This is a genomic window from Pseudomonas sp. L7 (assembly GCF_046605565.1).
GTDB classification, from domain to species: Bacteria; Pseudomonadota; Gammaproteobacteria; order Pseudomonadales; family Pseudomonadaceae; genus Aquipseudomonas; species Aquipseudomonas wayambapalatensis.
In genome coordinates this window covers 1,854,473-1,877,957 of the sequence record NZ_CP176784.1, presented here as the reverse complement: position 1 = coordinate 1,877,957, position 23,485 = coordinate 1,854,473, and the positions used below count along the sequence as shown (strand labels likewise).

Genomic DNA, 23,485 nt, shown 5'->3' with positions numbered 1-23,485 from the left:
ATCCCGACAAAGACGTCGCTCTCCCCTCCACCCTGGTGGATCGGGTAGCGACGTCTTTTTCGTTTCCGCCCTGCGCAGGCAGGGCATGACAACCGTTGCAAGCTGCGCGAGGTGTTCAATGAATACGAGCTTCTGGAAATCCGGGCATGTGCCTACGCTGTTTGCCGCCTTCCTCTACTTCGACCTGAGCTTCATGGTCTGGTACCTGCTGGGTCCCTTGGCGGTGCAGATCTCCGCCGACCTGCAACTGAGTGCGCAGCAACGGGGCCTGATGGTCGCAACGCCCATTCTGGCCGGTGCCGTATTGCGCTTTATCATGGGCATGCTGGTCGACCGCCTGTCACCCAAGACTGCCGGCCTGATTGGGCAGGTGGTCGTGATCGTCGCCCTGGCCTGTGCCTGGTTCATGGGCGTTCACAGTTACGAACAAGCGTTGCTGCTGGGCGTGTTCCTCGGCGTCGCAGGCGCCTCGTTCGCCGTGTCGCTGCCGTTGGCGTCGCAGTGGTACCCGCCCCAGCACCAAGGCAAGGCCATGGGCATCGCCGGTGCGGGCAACTCCGGGACGGTGTTCGCCGCCCTGCTCGCCCCGGTGCTGGCCGCAAGCTTTGGCTGGAACAACGTGTTCGGTTTCGCCGTCATCCCGCTGGTGATCACCCTCGTGGCCTTTGCACTGCTGGCACGCAATGCCCCGCAGCGCCCCAAGCCCAAGGCCATGGCCGACTATTTCAAGGCCTTGGGCGACCGTGACAGCTGGTGGTTCATGTTTTTCTACAGTGTCACCTTCGGTGGATTCATCGGCCTGGCCAGCGCCCTGCCGGGCTACTTCAGCGACCAGTATGGCCTGAGCCCGATCACCGCAGGCTACTACACGGCAGCCTGCGTGTTCGCCGGCAGCCTCATGCGTCCGCTGGGTGGTGCCCTCGCCGACCGTTTCGGTGGCATCCGCACCTTGCTCGGGATGTACAGTGTGGCAGCGGTGTGCATCGCTGCAGTCGGCTTCAACCTGCCCAGCGCCGCAGCAGCCCTGGCCCTGTTCGTCAGCGCCATGCTTGGCCTGGGCGCTGGCAATGGCGCGGTGTTCCAGTTGGTGCCGCAACGCTTCCGCCAGGAAATCGGTGTCATGACCGGCCTGATCGGCATGGCCGGTGGCATCGGCGGCTTCCTGCTGGCGGCAGGCCTGGGTGCAATCAAGCAGCACACCGGCGACTATCAACTTGGCCTGTGGCTGTTCGCCAGCCTGGGGTTGCTGGCCTGGTTCGGCCTGTATGGGGTCAAGCGTCGCTGGCGCACCACCTGGGGTTCGGCTGCCGTGACGGCCGCGCGGGTCTGACCCCATGAGCTTGCAACTGGCGTTCGCCCAGGCCAGCGCCACCGGCCCGCGCCCGGAAAACCAGGACGCTCTGCGCCTGGTCACCCCGGCTGCAGAGCTGGCCGCCAGCAAGGGCTACCTGTTCGCCCTCGCCGACGGCGTCAGCCAGTGCGCCGATGGTGGCCTGGCGGCCAGGGCCAGCCTGCAGGCCTTGGCACTGGACTACTATTCCACTCCCGCCACCTGGGGTGTGGCCCAGGCCCTGGATCGCCTGCTGCTGGCGCAGAACCGCTGGCTGCGCGCCCAGGGCAACGGCCAGCCGCTGATGACCACGCTGACCGCCCTGGTGCTGCGCGGCAAGCGGTTCACCCTCGCCCATGTCGGCGACTGCCGCGCCTACCGCTGGCACGACGGTCGCCTGTCGTGCCTGAGCGATGACCATGTCTGGGACCAGCCAGGAATGCATCATGTGCTCAAGCGCGCCTTGGGTCTGGACCAGCACCTGTTGGTCGATTACCGGGAAGGCGAACTGCAGCCGGGCGAGTGCTTCGTGCTGCTCAGCGATGGTGTCTGGTCGAGCCTGAGCGATCAGCAGATCCAGTCGATCCTGCGCGAGCAGCCTGACCTGCAGGTGGCCGCCGATACTCTGGTCGCCAGCGCGCACCTTTGCGGCAGCCAGGACAACGCCAGCGCGTTGCTGGTCAGGGTCGAACAGCCGGGCTCGGCGAATCTGGGCGATACCCTTGCGCAGTTGCAGGAATGGCCGATACCGAACGCCCTGCGTACGGGCCAGCGCATCGATGGCTGGTGTGTCGAAGGGCTGCTCGCCCAGAGCCGGCAATCACTGCTCTACCGGGTCAAGGATACCCAGGGCCAGGCATGGCTGCTCAAGACCCTTCCACCGGCGCGCGAAACCGATCAGGGCGCTGCTCAGCGGCTGCTGCTCGAAGAGTGGTTTCTGCGCCGGGTCGCTGGCCGACACTTCCCTGAGGTGCATGCCGCCAGCCAGCGCCAGCACCTGTACTACCTCATGCGCCAGTATCCGGGCCAGACGCTTGCCAGCCTGTTCGCCGAACATGGGCCCTTGCCACTGCCCCAATGGCTGGAGCTGACACGCCAACTGCTGCAGGCAGTGGGCGTGCTGCACCGGCGCAACCTGCTGCACCGCGACATCAAGCCGGAAAACCTGCATCTAGGGGCGGATGGCCAACTACGCGTGCTGGATTTCGGCCTGGCGTACTGCCCGGGCCTGTCAGAGGATCAGCCACACGATCTGCCCGGCACCCCCTCGTTCATTGCCCCGGAAGCCTTCGATGGCGAGCCGCCGACAGCCCGCCAGGATCTCTACGCCGCTGGCGTGACGTTGTACTACCTGCTGACCGGGCACTACCCCTACGGTGAAATCGAGGCGTTCCAGCGCCCACGCTTCAGTACGCCGGTCAATGCTGCGCGCTATCGCCCCGACCTGCCTGAATGGTTGCAGCGTAGCCTGGAAAAGGCTGTCTCGGTGGACCCTGCACAACGTTTCGAGACCGCCGAACAATGGTTGCTGCTGCTCGAACGCGGTGACCGCCAGGAGTTGGCCATGCGCCCTCGCCCCCTGCTGGAGCGCGAGCCGCTGAAAGTCTGGCGAACCTTGGCGCTGCTGTCGATGGTGTTGAACCTGGTGCTGCTGTACATCGTGCTTAAAGGGTAAGCCTGGGCGGGATTCTTCGCGGGCAAGCCCGCTCCTACAAATGCAGGGCACCGAGATGCAGGCCCGTTTGGCATACCCAAATTCCAGGCAAAGAAAAACCCGGCCGAGGCCGGGTTTTTCGTGAAGCATCAAACCAATTACTTGGCCTGGGCTTCTACCTGAGCTTCTACGCGACGGTTAACGGCGCGGCCAGCTTCGGTGGCGTTGTCAGCAACTGGACGGGTCTCACCGTAGCCAACCGAGTCAACACGGTTGGATTCGATGCCGTACTGCTGGGTCAGAACCTGCTTGACAGCATTGGCACGACGCTCGGACAGCTTCTGGTTGTAAGCGTCTGGACCTACGGAGTCAGTGTGACCTTCAACCACGGTGGTGGTTTGTGGGTACTGCTTCATGAAGTCAGCCAGGTTCTTGATGTCGCCGTAGCTGTTAGGCTTGACGACCGACTTGTCGAAGTCGAACTTCACGTCCAGCTCAACGCGGACGTTTTCAGCGGCAGCCGGGCAGCCGTCGGCGTCAACGGTGACGTTGGCCGGGGTGTCAGGGCACTTGTCGACGTTGTCGCAGACGCCGTCGTTGTCGCTGTCGGTGCAGACTTCGGCAACCGGAGCAGGAGCAGGAGCTGCGGACTGCTTCGGGCTACCGCCGAAGTTCAGGCCAACGCCGACGCTCGGTGCCCACTCGGTGTCACCTTTGTCGATGTTGTACTGGGCTTCAACGCCGGCACGGGCGTAGAACATGTCGGTGATGTACCACTTGGCGCCAGCGCCAACGTTGGCGAAGGTGGAGTGGTCACGACCGCCACGGCCGGTCTGGCCCAGCGACTGGTGGGAGAAACCAGCCGAAACGTACGGACGGATAGCGTCGTATGGGTTGTTGAAGTGGTAAACGGCATCCAGGGCAGTGTTCGAGCCCTTGATGTTCTTGCCGTCGTCGCCACGAGCGTTGTGAACTTCGTCGTAGCCCAGACGCAGTTCAACGTCGTCGGTCAGGAAGTAACCGATCGAGCCGCCGAACAGGTTGCCGTCGTTCTTGAAGTCGCGCTGGCTGTCGAAGAACTCCTTCTTGTAGAAGATCTCGGTTTCGACGGCGCCTTGGCCTTGTGCCATAGCGCCAATCGAGGTGGCGGCTACGAGCGAACCAATGGCCAAGCCCAAGGTGTTTTTCAATTTCATCCGTTAAATCCCCATCTGGTGATAGTTAAGCCGCCCCACCAAAAACCGGGGGACAACTCGACGGCAAGTCTAGCAGACCTTGCCGATTCGTTTGAGCCATTTGCGTAGGACTAAGTTTCAGCCGAGTCCGCAAATTTCTCACGAAGCTTGTCGAGCGCACGCTTGTAACGCATTTTCGTGGCGCTCAGGCCCATGTGCATGATGTCGGCGATCTCCTGAAACTCCAGCTCTGCGACAAAACGTAGCACCAGAATTTCCCGGTCGATCGGATTCACATACACCAGCCATTTATCCAGCCCGCCTTTTTCTTCCGGTTTCGGAGCCTTGTCCTCGGACGCCTCTTCGACGGGGTCCAGGCTCAGGGCATCCATCAACCTTCTCTTGCGACGCTCCTTGCGGTACTGGGTGATACATTCGTTGTAGGTGATGCTGTAGAGCCAGGTCTTGAACTTCGATTTGCCCTCGAAATTCTTCAGGCCGTACAACACTTTCAGCATGACCTCCTGACAGACATCGTCAGCATCCCGATCGTTCCCCAGATAACGTGCACAGACGTTGAACAGGGTCCGTTGGTAGCGCCGCATGAGCTCCTCATAGGCGCGGGTAACATGAAACAGCTCCTCATGCGAACGCGCCACCAACTCCTCGTCGGTGAGCTCGCGGGGGTCGTAACGCATGGGCGGCGAATAGACTTTATTCAAAACGGATCTGGCCGACAGTCAGGTCAATGTCGCCGCTCAGCCCCTGGGGCCGATTTTTGCGGCGGCATACATTAACAGCTTTTGTGCGGTTAGCGGCTATTGACACGCTGCTCAAGCAGCACTCGATTAGACAGCGACACTAGTTCGCCGTCATCGGTCAGCAGCGTCGTCTTGACCGTTCCGATCTCTTCGATATGCCCTTCGACCTCTCCAATCCGCACCTGCTGGCCGACCTGATACAACTCGCGCACGTAGATCCCGGCAAGGATCTGCCCGGCGATTTCCCGGCTGCCCAGGCCCATTGCCAGGGCCACGGCCAGACCAACGGTAATCAGCCCGATGACGATCACATGGTTGAGCAGGTCGGTCTTGACCTCGAGCTGGCTGATCGCCACCGAGATCGCGATGATGATGACCAGCCCCTGGGCGATGCGCCCGACGCCCGCTGCGTACTCCAGGCCGATGCCTTCGGCAGCGCCGCGCACCAGGCCGTTGACCAGCTGTGCCAGCAATACGCCGGCCAGCAGTACCAGCGCCGCGCCAAACACCTTGGGCAGGTACAGGGCAAGCATGTCGAGGGTGGCGGAGACCCGCTCCAGGCCCAGCGATTCTGCGGCCGAAACCAGGAAGATCAGCAGGATGAACCAGTAGACGATCTTGCCGATCAGCGTCGAGATCGGTACCTGGATACCGACCCGGCCGAGCATCTTGGTCAGCCCGGTCCCGCTCATCAGGCGGTCGAGGCCGAACTTGGCGAGCAGCTTGGACAGCAGTGTGTCGAGCAGCTTGGCCACCACGAAACCGAGCAGCACCACGACCAGCGCGCCGAACAGGTTGGGGATGAAGTTCGCCACCTTGGTCCAAAGGGCAGTCATGGCGGTGACCAGGCTCTGGGTCCAGAGATCGAGTTCCATATTCAATCGGCCTTATCAGCTTTCTGTCTGCCTGCGGCAGGGGTACGGCGCACCGGCGCGACATGCGCCGAGCCATTGTTGACAGCGATCAGCAGCGCCTGGCTCCAGCGGCCCAGCAGGCTGAACAGATCGCCCGCGCCAACCTGACGGTTGGCGGTTTTGAGCACGCGCCCCAGGCAGGCGTCGTCGTCTCGGTCATGGCCGGACGGTGACGCCTTGAGCAGGTCGCGCAGGGATTCTTCAAACGGATCGTGCATGGGCACCTCGCGTGATGTCAGTCAAAGACGAGGGCTCTGGCCGACGGGTCACACAGGGATATGGGACGAATGTTTCAAAATACATACGTGCTCGACGCTCAGACCCAGCGCAACTTGCGCAACAACCACCATTGCCCTGCGGCCAGGCCCAACACCACCAGGCAGGCGAACAGGAAGCCATAGGGGTTCTCGGCCCCCGGAATACCACCGACATTGATGCCGAGCAGGCCGGTGATGAAGCTCATCGGCAGGAAGATGCAGGTGATGATGCCGAAGCGGTACATGGTCCGGTTCATCCGCTCGCTGCGCCGCCGGTCCTCGCCTTCCAGCACCAGCGCAGCGCGCTCTCGCGCCAGTTCCAGCTCCTCGAGATAACGGATCAGGCTGTTGTTCAGCTCGTTCCAGTAATCGGCGTCGGCGTCGGCGAACCAGCTCCACTTGTTGCGCGAAAGCTGGGCATAGATATCACGCTGTGGCGCCAGGAAGCGACGCAGCCCGGCGGCACGACGGCGGATCTGCTGCAGATTGCCCTGGGCCGGACTATACCGTTCGTCGGATTCCACCTTCTCTTCCTCGAGATCGACGGCTTCGGACAGGTCGCTGACCAGTGCCTGGACCTTTTCGGTCAACAGTTCACCCATCAGCAACAGCAATTCGGAGGCCGATTTCGGCCCCCTGCCCTCATCCAGTTGCTGCAGGATCTCGTCGCTCGCGCGCAAAGGCCTCAGGCGCAGCGAAATGACGCGACGCGCTTCGGCGAAGATGCGCACCGAAACCATGTCTTCCGGCTCTGCGCCAGGGTTGAGGTTGACCCCGCGCAAAAACAGCAGCAACTGCTCGTTGGCCAGCGGCAGCAGGCGTGGGCGAGTGTTCTCCTCGAGCAGCAGATCGCAGGCGAACTCGCTCAGGCCGCTGTCGTGCAGCAGCCAGGTGCGGGTTTGCGGATGACTGCGATCCCAGTGCAGCCAGAGACTCTCTTGCGCCTGCAATTGCAGGTTGTCCAACTCGGTACGGGCAATGGCGCGCGCGCCGCCCTTGCCGTCGAGCACCAGGGCATGGACCAGCCCCCACTGCGCGTTGTCTTCCTCGAACATCAATGCTCCATCAGCGCGCGCGGCGCATCACTCCGGCATCTTCAGGGGGCTTGGCGAGACGATCACGCCATTGTTGTCGGCGTAGATGTATTCGCCGGGACGGAAAGTGACGCCGGCAAAGCTGACCACCACATCGAGGTCGCCAATGCCGCGCTTGTCGGTCTTCATCGGATGACTGGCCAGAGCCTGCACGCCGACGTCGGTCTGCACCAGCACATCCACGTCACGCACACAGCCGTAGATCACCAGACCTTCCCAGCCATTCTTCGCTGCTTTCTCGGCGAGCATGTCGCCCAGCAGCGCACGGCGCAGCGATCCGCCGCCATCGACCACCAGGACCTTGCCCTTGCCGTCGAGCTCGACCTGCTCCTTGACCAGGGAATTGTCTTCGAAGCACTTGATGGTGACGATCTGGCCGCCGAAAGAGTCGCGGCCGCCGAAATTGCTGAACATCGGCTCCAGCACCTGGACCAGGTCCGGGTAGGCGTCGCACAGGTCGGGCGTTACGTAATGCTGCATGGGAAGCTCCTGTCAGTCACAACGAAAGCGGGTATCGGGCAAGGCTACACCCTGAAGGCCATTGCAGTCATCCGCGAGTTCGGTGGTGCGGCATTCGCGGGCAAGCCCGCTCCTACAGGCCTCCCACAACCCTGGAGAACCGGCCACTGACAGCATGTGGGAGCGGGCTTGCCCGCGAATGGTCGCTCATTCAACCTTCTTGGACGGGCGCCTGGGGATCGCTCAACCAGCGCGCCACCAGCGGCCAGACCTGCGCCTGCGCGGCCTTGCTCACCAGCATGTCGACATGCCCAAAGGCCTCGAAGCCTTCTTCACGGCCCAGGCGCAGGAACTGCTTGCACTCGCCGCCCCACTGTTCGAACAGTTTGCGACAGGCCCATACCGGATCCTGGAAATCTGCCGCGCCAGCCACTGCCAGCAGCGGCGCCTCGACCTGCGACAGCCCAGCCCACCAATCCTGGCCCTTGACCCCGAAACGCCCGAACAGCCCATGCCAGCGCAGGCTTTCCAGCGCCAGCCCGATCGGTTCGTCTTCCGGCCCACGCTTGAGGCGCGGCCCGGAGAGCTGTGCGAAGCGCTTGACCAGCAGACGTGCGCCCCAGGCAACCGGTGGCACTTTCAGCGGCCAGTACACACGGCTGACCTGAGTGCCGAACAAGGCCACGCTGGCCACGCAGGCGCTGTTCAGGTAGCCGCCGCCGAGCGCCGCCACCAGTGTGGTGCCACCCAGTGAATGGCCAATCCAGTGCGGTGCCTGCCCTGCCATTTCCTGGACAAAGGCCCCGATCACCGGCAGATCGAAACGCGCATAGTCCGCCACGGTGTTCTGCCGCCACTGGCGGTTGCGCGGCGACAGCCCGTGGCCACGCATTTCCGGGATCCACACATCGAAACCGGCACGCGCCAGGAACGCCCCCAGGCCAATGCCCTTGGGCGAATACCAGAAGCGGCGGTTGGAGAAACTGCCATGCAGGAGGATCACCGGCACGCCTGGAGTGGAAGGCTGATCGGCCAGCCCGAGGCGGGTCAGCGCCAGCTCGACACTGGCGTCGGGGCTGTTGCCGGCCTTGATTCGGTAGACATCTTCACTGAGGTCGCCACGGCGCTCGGCACTGAGCAGGGCCACGGGAAAAAGGGTGCTGCTGCTTTGCATGGATTCACAGAATGAAAAGGGGAAACAGGATGGGGAAACTGCGACGCTGAATTTGGGGCTTCAGCGCATTCGCGGGCAAACCCGCTGCCACCGGGTTCGGTGGCAGCGGGTTTGCCCGCGAAGAGGCAGATGCACGGAGCGCGTCAGGACGCGCCCCGCGCGTGATGCATCAGGCTGCGCCCTGACCTTCGGCCAGGAAGAACCAGGTTTCGAGTACCGAGTCCGGGTTCAGCGACACGCTCTCGATGCCCTGCTCCATCAACCACTTGGCGAGGTCAGGGTGGTCCGAAGGGCCCTGGCCGCAGATGCCGATGTACTTGCCCGCCTTGTTGCACGCGGCGATGGCATTGGCCAGCAGCTTCTTGACCGCAGGATTTCGCTCGTCGAACAGGTGGGCGATGATCCCCGAGTCGCGGTCCAGGCCCAGGGTGAGCTGGGTCAGGTCGTTGGAGCCGATCGAGAAGCCATCGAAGTACTCCAGGAACTCTTCGGCGAGGATGGCGTTGGACGGCAGTTCGCACATCATGATCACGCGAAGGCCATTGTCGCCACGGGCCAGGCCGTTCTCGGCGAGCAGGTCGACGACCTGGCTGGCTTCGCCCAGGGTGCGCACGAACGGCACCATGATCTCGACGTTGGTCAGGCCCATCTCGTTGCGCACGCGCTTGAGGGCGCGGCACTCGAGCTCGAAGCAGTCACGGAACGACTCGCTGATGTAGCGCGAGGCACCGCGGAAGCCCAGCATCGGGTTTTCTTCTTCCGGCTCGTAGAGCTTGCCACCGATCAGGTTGGCGTACTCGTTGGACTTGAAGTCCGACAGGCGCACGATCACCTTTTTCGGGTAGAAGGCTGCGGCCAGGGTGCTGATGCCCTCGACCAGCTTCTCGACATAGAAGCCCACCGGGTCGCTGTAGCCAGCGATGCGCTTGTCGACGCTCTCTTTCAGCTCAGGCGGCAGGCCCGCGTAGTTGAGCAGTGCCTTGGGGTGCACGCCGATCATGCGGTTGATGATGAACTCAAGGCGCGCCAGGCCCACACCCGCGTTGGGCAGTTGGGCGAAGTCGAAGGCGCGGTCGGGGTTGCCGACGTTCATCATGATCTTGAACGGCAGCTCCGGCATGGCATCCACCGAGTTCTGCTTGACGTCGAAGCCCAGCTCGCCCTCGAAGATGAAGCCGGTGTCGCCTTCGGCACAGGAAACAGTCACGCCCTGGCCATCCTTGAGCACTTGCGTCGCGTTGCCGCAACCGACCACGGCCGGGATACCCAGCTCACGGGCGATGATCGCGGCGTGGCAGGTACGGCCACCGCGGTTGGTGACGATGGCGCTGGCGCGCTTCATGACCGGTTCCCAGTCCGGGTCGGTCATGTCGGAAACCAGTACGTCGCCTGGCTGCACCTTGTCCATTTCGGACACATCGTGGATCACGCGGACCTTGCCAGCGCCGATACGCTGGCCAATGGCGCGACCTTCGACCAGTACCGTGCCCTTCTCTTTGAGCAGGTAGCGTTCCATGACATTGGCGCTGGCGCGGCTCTTCACGGTCTCGGGGCGAGCCTGCACGATGTACAGCTTGCCGTCGTCACCGTCCTTGGCCCATTCGATGTCCATCGGGCGCTGATAGTGCTGCTCGATGATCATCGCCTGCTTGGCCAGCTCGTTGACCTCGGCGTCGCTCAGGCAGAAGCGCGCACGCTCGGCACGGTCGACCTCGACGGTCTTGACCGAACGACCGGCCTTGGCTTCGTCGCCGTAGACCATCTTGATCGCCTTGCTGCCCAGGTTGCGGCGCAGGATGGCCGGGCGGCCTGCCTGCAGGGTGTTCTTGTGCACGTAGAATTCGTCAGGGTTGACCGCACCCTGCACGACGGTTTCGCCCAGGCCGTAGGCGCCGGTGATGAACACCACGTCGCGGAAGCCCGACTCGGTGTCGAGGGTGAACATGACGCCAGCGGTGCCGGTTTCCGAACGCACCATGCGCTGCACGCCGGCCGACAGGGCGACCAGCTTGTGGTCGAAGCCCTGGTGCACGCGGTAGGAAATGGCGCGGTCGTTGAACAGCGAGGCGAACACTTCCTTGGCCGCGCGGATCACGTTGTCGACGCCACGGATATTGAGGAAAGTTTCCTGCTGGCCGGCGAACGAGGCATCCGGCAAGTCTTCGGCGGTCGCCGAAGAACGCACGGCCACGGCCATGTTGTCGTTGCCGGCAGCCATTTCGGCGAAGGCGGTGCGGATTTCGGCGTCCAGGCGCGCCGGGAAATCGGCCTCCATCACCCACTGGCGAATCTGTGCGCCGGTCTTGGCCAGGGCGTTGACGTCATCGACGTCCAGCGCATCGAGCGCGGCGTGGATGCGGTCGTTCAAACCACTTTGTTCGAGAAAGTCGCGATACGCCTGAGCCGTAGTGGCAAAGCCGCCCGGCACCGATACGCCGGCACCGGCAAGATTACTGATCATCTCGCCCAGGGATGCGTTCTTGCCCCCCACATGCTCCACATCATGGACGCCGAGCTTATCGAGGGAAACTACGTACTCTACCAAGGTGATCTCTCCACTAACTGTATTGGAAAAGCTCAAGGGCGCCCGCCTGTCGACTCTGCGGCTGGGCCGGGACGCTTGTGGCCTGGACCTGGAAAATAAGTGAGAATGCCGAACGACCGCGTTCGGCAAACCGAACCTATCATATCCAGAAACATTCGGCAGCTTAAGGCCTCAGGTGCAAATGAAACGATCCGCGTTCTTCATCTCCGACGGTACCGGCATCACGGCCGAAACACTGGGCCAAAGCCTGCTGGCGCAGTTCGAAAGCATTCCCTTCGCCAAATTCACCCGCCCCTACATCGATACGCTCGACAAGGCGCGTGCCATGGTCCAGCAGATCAATGCCGCGGCCGAGCGCGACGGTGTGCGCCCCATTATCTTCGATACCATCGTCAACCAGGACATCCGCGAGGTCATGGCCACGTCCAATGGCTTCATGATCGACATCTTTTCGACGTTTTTATCCCCACTCGAGCAGGAATTGACTGCCCATTCGTCGTATTCCGTGGGCAAATCGCACTCGATCGGCGGCAACTCCAACTACATGGAGCGCATCGAGGCGGTCAATTTCGCCCTGGACAACGACGATGGTGCGCGCACCCATTACTACGACAAGGCCGACCTGATCCTGGTGGGCGTGTCGCGCTGCGGCAAGACGCCGACCTGCCTGTACATGGCCATGCAGTTCGGTATCCGCGCCGCCAACTACCCGCTGACCGAAGACGACATGGAGCGCCTGCAGTTGCCGGCCGTGCTGAAAAAGCACCATAACAAGCTGTTCGGTCTGACCATCGACCCCGACCGCCTGACCGCCATTCGCCACGAACGCAAACCCAACAGCCGCTATTCGAGCTTTGCCCAGTGCGAGTTCGAGGTGCGCGAGGTGGAGAACCTGTTCCGCCGGGAGAACATTCCCAACATCAACTCCACGCATTTTTCGGTGGAGGAGATTTCGGCGAAGATCCTCGTGGAGAAAGGCGTGGAGCGGCGGTTCAAGTAGGGCCGCTGAAGACGAACAAAAAACCCCCGGCATCACTGCCGGGGGTTTTTCATTTCAGTGCCAAGGTCAGGACGGAATCACTACCGACTGCCCACTCAGCGCCAGGTCGACCAGCTCGCGGTTGGCCACCGCGTACATCGCATAGTCGGTGCCCGTGGCGTTGCGCAGGTCGTCGAGCATGGCGCGCCAGCGCTCGACCATTACCCGGTGCTGCTCGGCCCACAGGGCCACACGGGCATCCATGTCGTCCGGTGCATCAGCCATCTGCAACACGGAAATGGTGATCGCGCGCTGCTGCAGGTCGATATCGTCGCGGAACGCCTCGCGGGCCAGGGCCTGCCAGTTGTTCTCCACCGGCAGGTTGCTGATTTCCTGCAGGTACCAGGTCAGGTCCAGCGCGCTGCCCACGGCAAAGAACGCCTTGGCCACCTGCGCCGGATCGTGGCCGGTCACATCCGAGGCCTCGATGATCGGCAACAGGGTGTACAGGTGAGTGGTGCCTGCCACCATGCGTGCCAGCAACTCCGGCACCCCGGCTTCGACGAAGCCCTGGTAGCGCACCTGCCAGCGTTCGCGGGTCGGCCCTTCCAGCAGTTCGTCGAGCTTGAGCCCCAGTTGCGCGATCTTCGGCCCGAAATGAGCGGTGTCACGACCAGCATCCTGCTCGTTGCGACGGCTGCGCAGGAACCAGCGGGTGGCACGCCGCCCAAGGCGCATCAGCTCGTCCATCAGGGTCAACTGGATCTCGGCCGGCACCTGGTAGTCCAGGGCCTCGATCTGGCGGAACCAATGCGGCAGGTGGAAGATGTCGCGCACGATCACGTAGGCACCGGCAACGTTGGCCGGGCTCATGCCGGTGGACTCCTTCAGGCGCTGCACGAAGGTGATGCCCATGTTGTTGACCAGGTCGTTGGCGATCTGGTTGCTGACGATCTCGCGCTTGAGGCGGTGACGGCGCATGGCCTCGGCGAACTTGCTGACCAGCGACGGCGGGAACGCCGTCTCCATGTCACGGGTCAGGTAGTCGTCGTCCGGCACCAGCGACTTGAGCAGTTGCTCCTTGAGATCGATCTTGCTGTACGAGATCAGCACCGACAGCTCGGCACGGGTCAGGCCCTGGCCGGCGGCAAGACGTTCGGCCAGTTGCTCTTCGGTCGGCAGGAACTCGATGGCGCGGTCCAGCTTGCCCCGCGACTCAAGGTCGGCCATCAGGCGCTTGTACTCGGCGATCCGCTCGCGGGCGCGACGGGCCGCCAGCGACAGGGCCTGGGTCTGCTTGTAGTTGTTACCCAGCACCAGCGAGGAGACTTCCTCGGTCATGCTGCCCAGCAGCTGGTTGCGCTGCTTCTCGGTCATGTCACCAGCCTGCACCACTTCGTTGAGCAGGATCTTGATGTTGACCTCGTGGTCGGAGCAGTCCACGCCACCGGCGTTGTCGATGAAGTCGGTGTTGGTGGCGCCGCCATGCAGGCCGAACTCGACGCGACCGAGCTGGGTCATGCCCAGGTTGCCGCCCTCGCCCACCACCTTGCAGCGCAGCTCGTTGCCGTTGACGCGCAGGGCGTCGTTGGCCTTGTCGCCGACGTCGGCATGGCTCTCGCTGCTGGCCTTGACGTAGGTGCCGATACCGCCATTCCACAGCAGGTCGACCGGCGCCTGCAGCAGTGCGTGCAGCAGTTCGGTCGGGGTCAGGCGATCAGCTTCGATGGCGAAGCGTTCCTTCATCTGCGGGCTGATGGCGATGCTCTTGGCGCTACGCGGGAAAATCCCGCCGCCTTCGGACATGATCGCGCTGTTGTAGTCGGTCCAGGCCGAGCGCGGCAGCTCGAACAGGCGCTTGCGCTCGGCGAAGCTGGTTGCCGGGTCCGGATTCGGATCGACGAAGATGTGCAGGTGGTTGAACGCCGCCACCAGTTGCAGCTTGTCGGACATCAGCAGACCGTTGCCGAACACGTCGCCGGCCATGTCGCCGATGCCAACCACGGTGATCGGGTCTTCCTGCACGTTGATGCCGCGCTCACGGAAGTGGCGCTGCACACCCACCCAGGCGCCGCGGGCAGTGATGCCCATGCCTTTGTGGTCGTAGCCAGCCGAGCCACCGGAGGCGAAGGCATCGCCGAGCCAGAAGCCGTAGTCGTTGGCGATGCCGTTGGCGATGTCGGAGAAGGTCGCGGTGCCTTTGTCTGCGGCCACCACCAGGTAGGGGTCGTCGTCGTCATGACGCACCACGTTGGCCGGCGGCACCACGCCGCCGTCCTTGAGGTTGTCGGTGATGTCGAGCAGGCCACTGATGAAGATGCGGTAGCAGGCGATACCCTCGGCGGCGATCTCGTCGCGGCCGCCACCCAGCGGCAGGCGACGCGGCAGGAAGCCGCCCTTGGCGCCGACCGGCACGATTACCGAGTTCTTCACCTGCTGCGCCTTGACCAGGCCCAGCACCTCGGTACGGAAGTCTTCCTCGCGGTCCGACCAGCGCAGGCCGCCACGGGCGACGTTGCCGAAGCGCAGGTGCACGCCCTCGACCCGTGGCGAATAGACGAAGATCTCGAATTTCGGTACGGGCTTGGGCAGCTCGGGAATCAGGCGCGGGTTGAACTTGAAGCTGAAGTACGACTTGTTCTGGCCAGCGGCGTCGGGCTGGTAGAAGTTGGTACGCAGCGTCGCCTTGATCAGGTCCAGGTAACGACGCAGGATACGGTCCTCGTTGAGCACCTGAACATCGTCCAGGGCGGTGAGGATTGCCTGCTCCAGGCGCTGCTGCTTGTCGTCCAGGTCATCCTGGCCGAGCTTGCGCGCGAGGTAGAAGCGGGTCTTGAACAACCGGGTCAGCTCGCGGGCGATGTCGGTGTGGTTGTTCAGGGTGCTGGCGATATAGCCCAGATCGAAGCCCAGGCGGATCTGCTTCATGTAGCGGGCGTAGGCGCGCAGCAACGCCACATCGCGCCATGGCAGGCCGGCGGTGAGCACCAGGCGGTTGAAGGCGTCGTTCTCGGCGTCGCCCTTGACGATGTGGATGAAGGCGTCCTGCAGCGTGTCGTTGAGCTGCTGCAGGTCCAGGCTCAGGCCTTCGCTGTAGGTGAAGGCGAAGTCGTGAATCCAGAACTCGCGGCCGTTGGCATGGCGCAGGCGGTAGGGGAATTCACCCAGCACACGCAGACCGAGGTTCTCCAGGATAGGCAGCACGTCGGACAGCGCCAGCGGCGTGTCGGCGTGATACAGCTTGCAGTGCAGCTGGCGCTCGCCCAGTTGGGTGAGTGGCTGGTAGAAGCTCATGGCCAGCGGCTTGGCTTCGGACAACGCCAGCACGTGCTGCATGTCCACCACTGCCGAATGCGCGGCGAAGCGCTCGCGGTAACCAGCCGGGAAGCCCTTGGGGAAGTCGGCGAGGATGTTGGTGCCCTGGGCTTCGCCGAAGTTCTCCACCACCAGCGCGGAGAAGTCGTCCTGCCACGAACGGCAGGCCTGGATCACTTCGTTTTCCAGCTGCTGCGGGTCGATGTCGATGCGGTTCTTCGGGTCGACCCGCAGGATCAACTGCACACGTGCCAGCACCGACTCGGAGAAGAAGGTCCAGAACTCACAGTCGGTAGCCTTCAGGCGCTCCATCAAGACCTGCTGGATCTTCTGGCGCACTTCGGTGGAGTAGATTTCACGCGGCACGTAGGCCAGGCAGTAGCAGAAGCGGCCGTACGGGTCCTTGCGCAGGAACACACGGATCTTGTTGCGTTCCTGGATCTGCACGATCGACATGGCGGTGTTGAACAGCTCGTCGATCGGGGTCTGGAACAGGTCGTCGCGCGGCAGCACTTCGAGCACCTGCGTGAGTTCCTTGCCCAGGTGCGCCTTGGGGTCGAAGTGCGAGCGGCGCTCGATCTCGGCGACTTTCCCGCGGATGTACGGGATGGTGTACACGCTTTCGCCGTACACCGTCGAGGTGTACAGGCCCATGAAGCGGCATTCCTTGATGACCTTGCCATCGGCATCGATCTGGCGGATCGACACGTAGTCCGGGTAGGCCGGACGGTGCACGCGGCTTGGTTGCGAAGCCTTGGCGAACGACAGCAGGCGCGGCTCGCGCAGGTAGCTGACGGCGTAGTCCTCGATGCGCAGGTCTTCATTGCTCAGGCCGCTGCGCAGCACGCGCGGCAGGCCGAGGAAGGACGATTCGTCGTAGACCAGGCTGCCACCGGCAGCGTCGGACTCGACCACGAACTCTTCGTAGCCGAGGAAGGTGAAGTGGTTGTCCAGCAGCCAGGTGAGGAAGCTCTGCACCTCGGTCTTGTCGTTCTGCGCTGGGCCGAAGGCGTTTTCGCCAACCAGCGCCAGCAGGTCGCGGACCTTGGCCTTCATCGGGTCGAAGTCGGCAACGACGACGCGCACATCGGCCAGTACCAGCTCCAGCTCGCAGGTCAGGCTGGTCAGCTCGGCGGCATTGGCGCAGCGGTCGATCTCCAGGTACATCAGCGACTCGTGGCTGACGCCTTCACCCTGGGTGCCCTTGGGCAGCAATTCGAGCAACTCGCCCTTCGGCCCGCGGCGGGCGCTGAGCACGGTGGTCTGCAGGGTGTGGATGCTGTAGCCGCGGCGGTTGAGTTCAGTGCGTACCGAGTCGACCAGGAACGGCAGGTCATGGTGCAGGACTTCGACCACGGTGTGCGTGGACTGCCAGCCGTGGCGTTCGTAGTCAGGGTTGTAGACCCGCACCTGCGCAGTGCTCGGGTCGAAGCGCTCGATGGTGCGCCAGGCAGAGAGGGTGCAGCCGGCCAGGTCGGACAGCCGACGCTGGGTGAGTTCGTCCAGAGAGATGATGCCGAAGAACTGTTCGGCGAACAGCGCCACTTGTGGCAGGGACTGCTCGCTGATGTGCTGCGCCAGGGCCGCCTGCAGTTGATGCTGGAAGTCGGCTTTGCTGGCTGCGGTGAAAAACGCCATCTGTGGTACTCCGCTTGGGCTTTGTTATAGGTGAAGCGTCGTGTACGTGCGCCATGTACGGATCAACGATAGCCAACCCGTAGCAGGAAGACGGTAAAACCAAGGCGTAGGACGCTTCCTTCGCGTCCATGTTCCAGGGATGGGCAGCTGCAAAGACGACTGCCGGTGGCTGTGTCTTTACGGTTGTCCATCAACTGGGCAGCTTAACGACTGAGCGGTCATCCCGGCTTGCAGCGCTGCGACATATTCGGTCAAAGGGCGGTAACATTGCGTTTATGCGCAAGGCCCAGACTGGCACAATCGCATTTCATTTCCTTGAACCGAGCTGCCCATGCAACTGAAAACCGCCCTGCTCTTCGCCACCCCCTGCGATGACGAGGAAGACAACATGGCGACCCTGTGCTGCCACAGCGACAAGGGCCAGATGTTCCTGCTCACCCGCTATCCGGACGAAGACACCGTCGACCTGACGCTCGATGACGAACCGTCGACGCTGGACGGGCTGAAAGTGACCTTGAGTGCCGAGCGCCTGCTGATCGAGGTCTCCCCGGGGGATCGGGATGCACTCAGGGGTGATGAATCGTTGGAGATCCTGCTCACGTCGGCCGGTAGCGATCTGGAGGAAGTGGCGCTGACGTTGCGCAATATTCTTGAGGGAACGGGGACGTTCGTTTCCGAGATCTGAGACGGCGCTCCCGTTGCGGGTTAGCCCGCACAGGGGCGAGGAAGCATCGACAGCGCATACAACAAAGGCGACCCAAGGGTCGCCTTTGTGTACTTGCCGATCAGCGCATGGATCGACAGCGCTTACTTGCTTTCCTTCGCGAGGGTGCCCAGCGATGCATCCTTGACCAGGTAGCGGCCTTCAAGGTCGCTCAGCACTTTGAGGCTGTTGCGCGCCATCAGCACGCCGACTTCGACTTCCTGCTTGAGGTAGATGACCTCACCGGCCTTCGCATTCACGGTCATCTCGGCCCAGTTCTCGGCCTTGGAGCTGATCACGTGGGTGCCCGGGGTCACGTAGAAGTAGATGTATTGATTGCCACGGTTGTAGCCCATTTCCGACTCGGCTTCCTTGTTATCGAGGAAGACGTTGAAACGCACCATCATCCCGGCGTTGCTCGGGCGAACGACGTAGACCAGGGCCTTGTCGGCTACTGCAGCCTTGGGCAGCGAGTAGTTGGCGACCTCCGCCTGCATCTTGTCCGCCGAGGGGGTGGAGGCGCAGCCGTAAAGCAGCGCAATGGAGAGTACGGCGGTGGCTTTGAGGAGGGTCTTGATCACAACGGCTTCCTTGCTAACGAAAGGGTGGTAGGGGCGGAATAGCGGCGGCGATATTAATTCGCCATCATCTTGACGTCAACCTGCTGCCGTGGCGGCTGACCCGCTACACTTTGAAAACGCTAATTCTTAATGCGCGTTTTTTCTCTACTACCAAGTGCTTCCATGTAAGCAGCCTTCAACGCAAGACTTACCACATGCAATGCTTCAGCCTTCAGATAAGCTAAATCCTGAGCAACCATCGCCTGGCCTGAGCCTTTCAATTTCACACGAGACTCTCCAACATATTTGGCACCCTCGACATAGACCGAGACACTGGCTTCGCACGCATAATAATCCGGACTATTCCAAGTCTTGACAAAAATGCGATTGATCTCAACGCGAGTTTTTATTTTCGCATCATCATCAGAGCCGATAGCTCGCTTGGTAAAATCGATCCAGTCAGTGACTGGAACACTGGCAAAACCTTAATACAAACCCCCATTGTAGTTCGCAGCATGCCACACTACCTTGCTGCTCTCAGAACACTGAGAGCAGCGCTCAACGCTGGAAACTCCGATTATCGATGAATTAATTTTTTTGTTTTTTATTGCAACCAATTCAGAATCGGCCGTATAAGGGGAAAAATGCAGTTGATTTGTGACGCAGCCACTCAAAAGAAAAAACAACCCCAGAAATATACCAACTCTCACCAACAACACCCCTTTCAGCCACTCAAAAAATCACCACCTCTCGTTCGGGCACTATTTCGACACTTACTTCCCACCACCCCATTTGAAATATGAAGCAAGGCATATCCCAAACCAGACAGGTACCGCATAGGCCAGAAAGCCAGGAAACACACCGGAAATATCAGACCAACCGAAAAACCACGTGTCATATTTGAAATATAAGGCTATAGCCCCTAAAAAATTTGATCCGACCCCTCCGAAGAAAAACAAAATAATCAAATAAATTAAAAGCAGCACATAAGCTTGAAACCTCGACTTGGGCTTCATTACTTGTTATCTCCTATTGACCCTATCTTGCCACCCGTAGCTTCGGAAGTCTGAGGACCCATAGCGAGTTAGGTCATTGCTGAATTCTTGGCCGATGTTGCTAAGGAAACTCTACATTAACCGAGACACGATGACTGTCCCCATTCGCCTACAGAGAGCTTTCGGCAGATTTAGCTAAAGCACGCACGAGACATACCTCTAACTTTTTTCCTCTTTATCTCCGGGAGCTTTACGTTCTTTATATGACTTTAGCCGAGACAGCCCCCATATCCCTACCGTAGCAAACACTGTGTAGATTAAAGCCCCAGGAATTAGCCGTAGAATCTCAGAGCATTCAAGCACCCAACGGCCCATCTTAAAGAAATTTATTGTCGCCCCTAAAATCACCCCACTAACACTAACCAACATAAACATTAAAAAACAATAGAAAAACAGCAACAGAAAAGCTTGCAAACTTGACTTCGGCCTAATCATTCACCAACTCCTAAAGGCTCCACTTCCCCTCCAGTGACGTCGAAGCAACAGATCCAGACAAATCATTTCCCACATCAACTGAGGTCCCGAAATATAGCTACCTAGACGCTACCTGCCCAGTTCTGAAACCCACTACCCCGACCAGAACCGAGCCCAGAAGTGAATACGTTGGATCCTCGCCCTTGATCAAGCCTCCAAGCAAGACCCGCCCGCGCCAATTCGATTGAACTATCCAGATCACAAAATTTCATAATCAGCCGTCATAAAAATCAACGCCCGCGACCACCCCTCATATATGACAAAACACAAATGCCAACCCCAACCGGAACTGCATATGCAATCGCACCGGGAAGCACGCCAGGAACATCAGACCAACCAAAACTCCACACGCCAAAATTGTAAAAATTAATTGAAGAACCTAAAAACCTTGAAGCAACACCCACTAAAAAAAACGCGACTATTAGATATACAAATAGCAAAATGAACGCTTGCAGCCTTGACCGAGGCTTAATCACTTTCCACCTCCTAACGACCCTATCTCAAAACTTACATTTTCAGACACGCAGGCACCGACGATTCTCTCAGCCACGGCTCTTCATACTTGGGCGACGAAAATCCTTTTCCAGTAAGGCCTCGACACCGCCTGTGGCTTTAGCTTCTCTGTAACGATAGAAGGTGTCTCGCCACACACAAATCAACAAGAAACATTCAAACCGCAAGCAGAGATAAATTCACGTATCGGCATATCAAGAAAGCTACTCTCCCCAACGGAAAGAACATCTTGCAAGGTGACGACCCCTTTTTCAAAATCCAAATACACGTCAAAGCAATTAAACTCAAACTCCCTGAACAGAACGTTCTTTGAGCAAACCCTCTCATTAAAGGCATCGTTCAAAATAGAACAAACGCTACCATTCAACTCTTGGGCGACAAATCGCTCCATTAGTATGCCACCACTATCCATAACCATTCCTACTAGTGCCGGAATGCAGTCTGAGCCACACCTTCCCGAACATTTATTTTGATTGGCGACTGGCCCAATAGTACTCCGAGGTATGGAACACCATATCCGCTCGCGCAGCGGTTCAATTCTGTAAAAATCAATGACACTGACCTCAGTGATCTGTTTAGTTCATTTTCTTCTCAAAACTGTTTGGTGTTCACAACCAAATACCCCGTACCAGCACCTCGAGTGTTCTCACACATCAGGGATCTCGATGTGAAATGACCTCGCAAAAATACTCCAAGACATCCAGCCAGGCCTCGGCTCAACCTCCAGGTAGGTCTGCTCGTCGACGCTACGGTCCTGGGTCCAGGCCAGGTTTTCAACCAATCCCATTTGGCTGTGCTGAGCATCTGCCCACGCGAGCTTTTCCTGGCTGCTACCTGCCTAGGGATGGCCATAACCCAAGGTCTGCTCACAACTGAGCAAACTGGCGACACTTGCCTGGACGGTTGCCAGGCTGTGGCTGATACCCAAGCCATTTGGAGCATCCAGTTTCCTGACAGCATCCAGTCTCTCAAAGGCATAAGCCTAAAGGTATGCCGCGAGCCCGACCTTCTCATCCTGGCTAAGCAATGAGGGATCGCGCTTGTAGAGTTGCAACAGCTTGTCGCTACGCTGATCCGCGCCTTCGAGGTTGACCAGATCACGCGCGGCGTCCATTCCGCCGTCTTTGGTCGGGAGGGCCTGCTGGAGCGTCGGCGCGGCCACCGACGTCATTGCCGGGTGGCTGGTGTCGCGCGCAACGATGGTCTCGGTGTAGGGCTGGGCAAGCGTGATCGGCGTGCTAGGCCCAGGCTGTGCAGTGGACCAGTGCAACCCGTCAGCGGCCCCTCCTACCGGGCTCGACGTGCCTTGGCGGGCGGCCACTTCGCCGCTGCGGCTGGGCAGTTTACCCGGCCTTTGGGCCTGATCGATGGCGGCCACGCGCACGCGCGACACCCGAAGCAACCGATGGAACTCTGCGAGCGAAACCAATCTTTGAATTTATTAAGCCCAATTGAATCAACGGCAATAACTTTCATCTCACTTTTTCGGCATGACACATTCGAAGTCTTTAGCTTTCCAAACCCTTGAATTACATCGCCACGCTCTATTCTTGCGTCTATAAGCGAACTAATTCGACCAAACACACAATTGGTATCTTAGATAAATTTAGAACCTTCAATCATAAATTCCGCCTCTCTAAAACCCAGACTAACCTAACACAACCACAAATTAAAAATCAGTCGCAGCGCTTTTTTCTAACCTCTGCCACCTTTGACTCCACCCATATCCCTAAAGCGACTGGAACCCCACAAGACAAGCCAACAAGAATAGACTTATGAATCTCCTTCCAACCAAATGCCCAATAATCAAATTTATAATAACCAATAATCGACCCTACAAGGTGCCCCAACACCCCAACTCCAAGAAAAAACAATACAGAATACACCAACAACACAACCGTCAACAAAAATCCAACTCTTTCCAGCTTCACTTTTTCTCTCACAGGATCGATATAGGGAGGCATGCTTCACTCAAGCTTGGACCCTTTTTGGTTCAAGCAATCCGTGCTCGAGAATCATTTCGACATTTACTTTCCATCACCCCACTTAAAACATGAAGCAACACATATCCCAAACCACACAGGTACGACATAAGTTAAGAACCCAGGAAATAATCCGGAAATATCAGGCCAACCAAAATTTTACGCACCATACTCATAATTGATAATTATGACCCCTAAAAATTTCGCCATAACACCTGTAAAAGAAAAACAAATCACCTAAATATATAAAAAGTAGTACATAAGATGAAACCTAGATGTGGGCTTGAGCACTTATCATCTCCCACTGCACAAGCTTACCGCCTACGACCTCGGACGCCTGAGAAGTTCACGCAGCACGAGGGCTGGGGAAATTATTTTTAGCGGTATTTCTGAGACACTAAACTAGCTAGCACGCCATCATTCACCTTAGCGTTATAAGCCTAAAGGGCCGAACGAATTACCAGTAAAATACCTAGTATTCACATCTACAGCTGGCTCTAAACCACCATAAAATTGCGAAAATTCAAACCTATTCGACAAGTCATCCGAGTAATCTCGCATGGCACGCATTACGCAATCAGCATTCAAAAAGGGCACTTCATTAAAAGACAACTCCACATCTACTCCTTCCGAATATTTAACAACCCTCAGAAGAACACATGGCAAACTTATCGTCGGCGACACCAGAAACTCATAGAGCCGACCTGCCAGACATACATCTCCCTTATAGGCAATAACTTCTTCAATCAAAGCCTTATTAATATCTCCACCACCCACATTGATAAAACTTTCCGAAGAAACCAACCCCATAAGTTCCCGAGAGCTTGCTTCCAGGAACCCCAGCAGCCCTAACAAATCGCGTACAGCCACCTGCTGCAGCACCACTTCGTATGATTCAGCCAT

The 23,485-nt window shown here is 59.6% G+C and carries 19 protein-coding genes; 4 read left to right on the top strand and 15 right to left on the bottom strand.

Annotation, left to right across the window (positions count from 1 at the left end; translation table 11 throughout):
* Positions 1–118: 118 nt before the first annotated feature.
* A complete protein-coding gene (locus tag ACK3BK_RS08745) occupies positions 119–1,330 on the top strand; it encodes a nitrate/nitrite transporter (RefSeq protein WP_186666709.1) in 1,212 nt (403 codons plus the stop codon).
* A 4-nt stretch (positions 1,331–1,334) separates the two neighbouring features.
* Positions 1,335–3,005: a protein kinase domain-containing protein gene (locus ACK3BK_RS08740; RefSeq protein WP_411384117.1), complete on the top strand. Its 1,671-nt coding sequence runs from the start codon at positions 1,335–1,337 to the stop codon at positions 3,003–3,005.
* A 137-nt stretch (positions 3,006–3,142) separates the two neighbouring features.
* Here the strand turns inward: ACK3BK_RS08740 and ACK3BK_RS08735 are convergent, their stop codons facing one another.
* The 8 genes from ACK3BK_RS08735 to ppsA all read right to left on the bottom strand — a co-directional run bounded on the left by ACK3BK_RS08735 (position 3,143) and on the right by ppsA (position 11,363).
* The gene (locus ACK3BK_RS08735; protein ID WP_186666711.1) at positions 3,143–4,180 is read right to left on the bottom strand and encodes an OmpA family protein; all 1,038 of its coding nucleotides are present in this window, start codon (positions 4,178–4,180) and stop codon (positions 3,143–3,145) included.
* 110 nt (positions 4,181–4,290) lie between these two features.
* Positions 4,291–4,857: an RNA polymerase sigma factor SigX gene (gene sigX / locus ACK3BK_RS08730; protein WP_054892468.1), complete on the bottom strand. Its 567-nt coding sequence runs from the start codon at positions 4,855–4,857 to the stop codon at positions 4,291–4,293.
* Between the two features lie 113 nt (positions 4,858–4,970).
* Positions 4,971–5,795 (bottom strand): mechanosensitive ion channel family protein, encoded by an 825-nt coding sequence (locus ACK3BK_RS08725; RefSeq protein ID WP_054892469.1) that lies wholly within the window; start codon positions 5,793–5,795, stop codon positions 4,971–4,973.
* A gap of 2 nt (positions 5,796–5,797) precedes the next feature.
* Complete coding sequence (locus tag ACK3BK_RS08720; RefSeq protein ID WP_054892470.1) at positions 5,798–6,052, bottom strand: hypothetical protein; 255 nt, start codon at positions 6,050–6,052, stop codon at positions 5,798–5,800.
* Between the two features lie 98 nt (positions 6,053–6,150).
* Positions 6,151–7,146: a zinc transporter ZntB gene (locus tag ACK3BK_RS08715; protein ID WP_186666713.1), complete on the bottom strand. Its 996-nt coding sequence runs from the start codon at positions 7,144–7,146 to the stop codon at positions 6,151–6,153.
* Between the two features lie 27 nt (positions 7,147–7,173).
* Entirely contained in the window at positions 7,174–7,665 is a 492-nt protein-coding gene (rraA, locus tag ACK3BK_RS08710) for a ribonuclease E activity regulator RraA (protein WP_054892472.1), read from the bottom strand.
* A 190-nt stretch (positions 7,666–7,855) separates the two neighbouring features.
* Positions 7,856–8,818, bottom strand: coding sequence for an alpha/beta fold hydrolase (locus tag ACK3BK_RS08705; RefSeq protein WP_186666714.1), 963 nt, complete (start codon positions 8,816–8,818; stop codon positions 7,856–7,858).
* A gap of 169 nt (positions 8,819–8,987) precedes the next feature.
* Positions 8,988–11,363 carry a phosphoenolpyruvate synthase gene (gene ppsA, locus ACK3BK_RS08700; RefSeq protein WP_054892474.1) on the bottom strand — a complete coding sequence of 792 codons (2,376 nt, stop codon included), beginning with the start codon at positions 11,361–11,363 and terminating at the stop codon, positions 8,988–8,990.
* A 181-nt stretch (positions 11,364–11,544) separates the two neighbouring features.
* Here ppsA and ACK3BK_RS08695 point away from each other — a divergent pair, with 181 nt between their 5' ends.
* Complete coding sequence (locus tag ACK3BK_RS08695) at positions 11,545–12,363, top strand: pyruvate, water dikinase regulatory protein (protein WP_054892475.1); 819 nt, start codon at positions 11,545–11,547, stop codon at positions 12,361–12,363.
* Between the two features lie 66 nt (positions 12,364–12,429).
* On the opposite strand, the gene ACK3BK_RS08690 is transcribed toward ACK3BK_RS08695, so the two are convergent.
* Positions 12,430–17,295: an NAD-glutamate dehydrogenase gene (locus tag ACK3BK_RS08690; protein ID WP_411384116.1), complete on the bottom strand. Its 4,866-nt coding sequence runs from the start codon at positions 17,293–17,295 to the stop codon at positions 12,430–12,432.
* A gap of 331 nt (positions 17,296–17,626) precedes the next feature.
* Between ACK3BK_RS08690 and ACK3BK_RS08685 the strand changes: the two genes are divergently transcribed.
* A complete protein-coding gene (locus ACK3BK_RS08685; RefSeq protein WP_063543983.1) occupies positions 17,627–17,980 on the top strand; it encodes a hypothetical protein in 354 nt (117 codons plus the stop codon).
* Positions 17,981–18,102: 122 nt separating this feature from the next.
* Here the strand turns inward: ACK3BK_RS08685 and ACK3BK_RS08680 are convergent, their stop codons facing one another.
* The 6 genes from ACK3BK_RS08680 to ACK3BK_RS08655 all read right to left on the bottom strand — a co-directional run bounded on the left by ACK3BK_RS08680 (position 18,103) and on the right by ACK3BK_RS08655 (position 23,485).
* Positions 18,103–18,495, bottom strand: a complete 393-nt coding sequence (locus tag ACK3BK_RS08680) for a DUF2846 domain-containing protein (RefSeq protein ID WP_186667000.1) — start codon at positions 18,493–18,495, stop codon at positions 18,103–18,105.
* Between the two features lie 203 nt (positions 18,496–18,698).
* Entirely contained in the window at positions 18,699–18,845 is a 147-nt protein-coding gene (locus ACK3BK_RS08675; RefSeq protein WP_411384115.1) for a hypothetical protein, read from the bottom strand.
* Positions 18,846–20,742: 1,897 nt separating this feature from the next.
* On the bottom strand, positions 20,743–21,012 hold the full coding sequence (locus ACK3BK_RS08670) for a hypothetical protein (RefSeq protein ID WP_186666717.1): 270 nt from the start codon (positions 21,010–21,012) through the stop codon (positions 20,743–20,745).
* Between the two features lie 570 nt (positions 21,013–21,582).
* Positions 21,583–21,984 carry a hypothetical protein gene (locus ACK3BK_RS08665; RefSeq protein ID WP_151924118.1) on the bottom strand — a complete coding sequence of 134 codons (402 nt, stop codon included), beginning with the start codon at positions 21,982–21,984 and terminating at the stop codon, positions 21,583–21,585.
* A 292-nt stretch (positions 21,985–22,276) separates the two neighbouring features.
* Positions 22,277–22,564 carry a hypothetical protein gene (locus ACK3BK_RS08660; protein WP_411384114.1) on the bottom strand — a complete coding sequence of 96 codons (288 nt, stop codon included), beginning with the start codon at positions 22,562–22,564 and terminating at the stop codon, positions 22,277–22,279.
* A gap of 450 nt (positions 22,565–23,014) precedes the next feature.
* Positions 23,015–23,485 carry a hypothetical protein gene (locus ACK3BK_RS08655; RefSeq protein WP_186666720.1) on the bottom strand — a complete coding sequence of 157 codons (471 nt, stop codon included), beginning with the start codon at positions 23,483–23,485 and terminating at the stop codon, positions 23,015–23,017.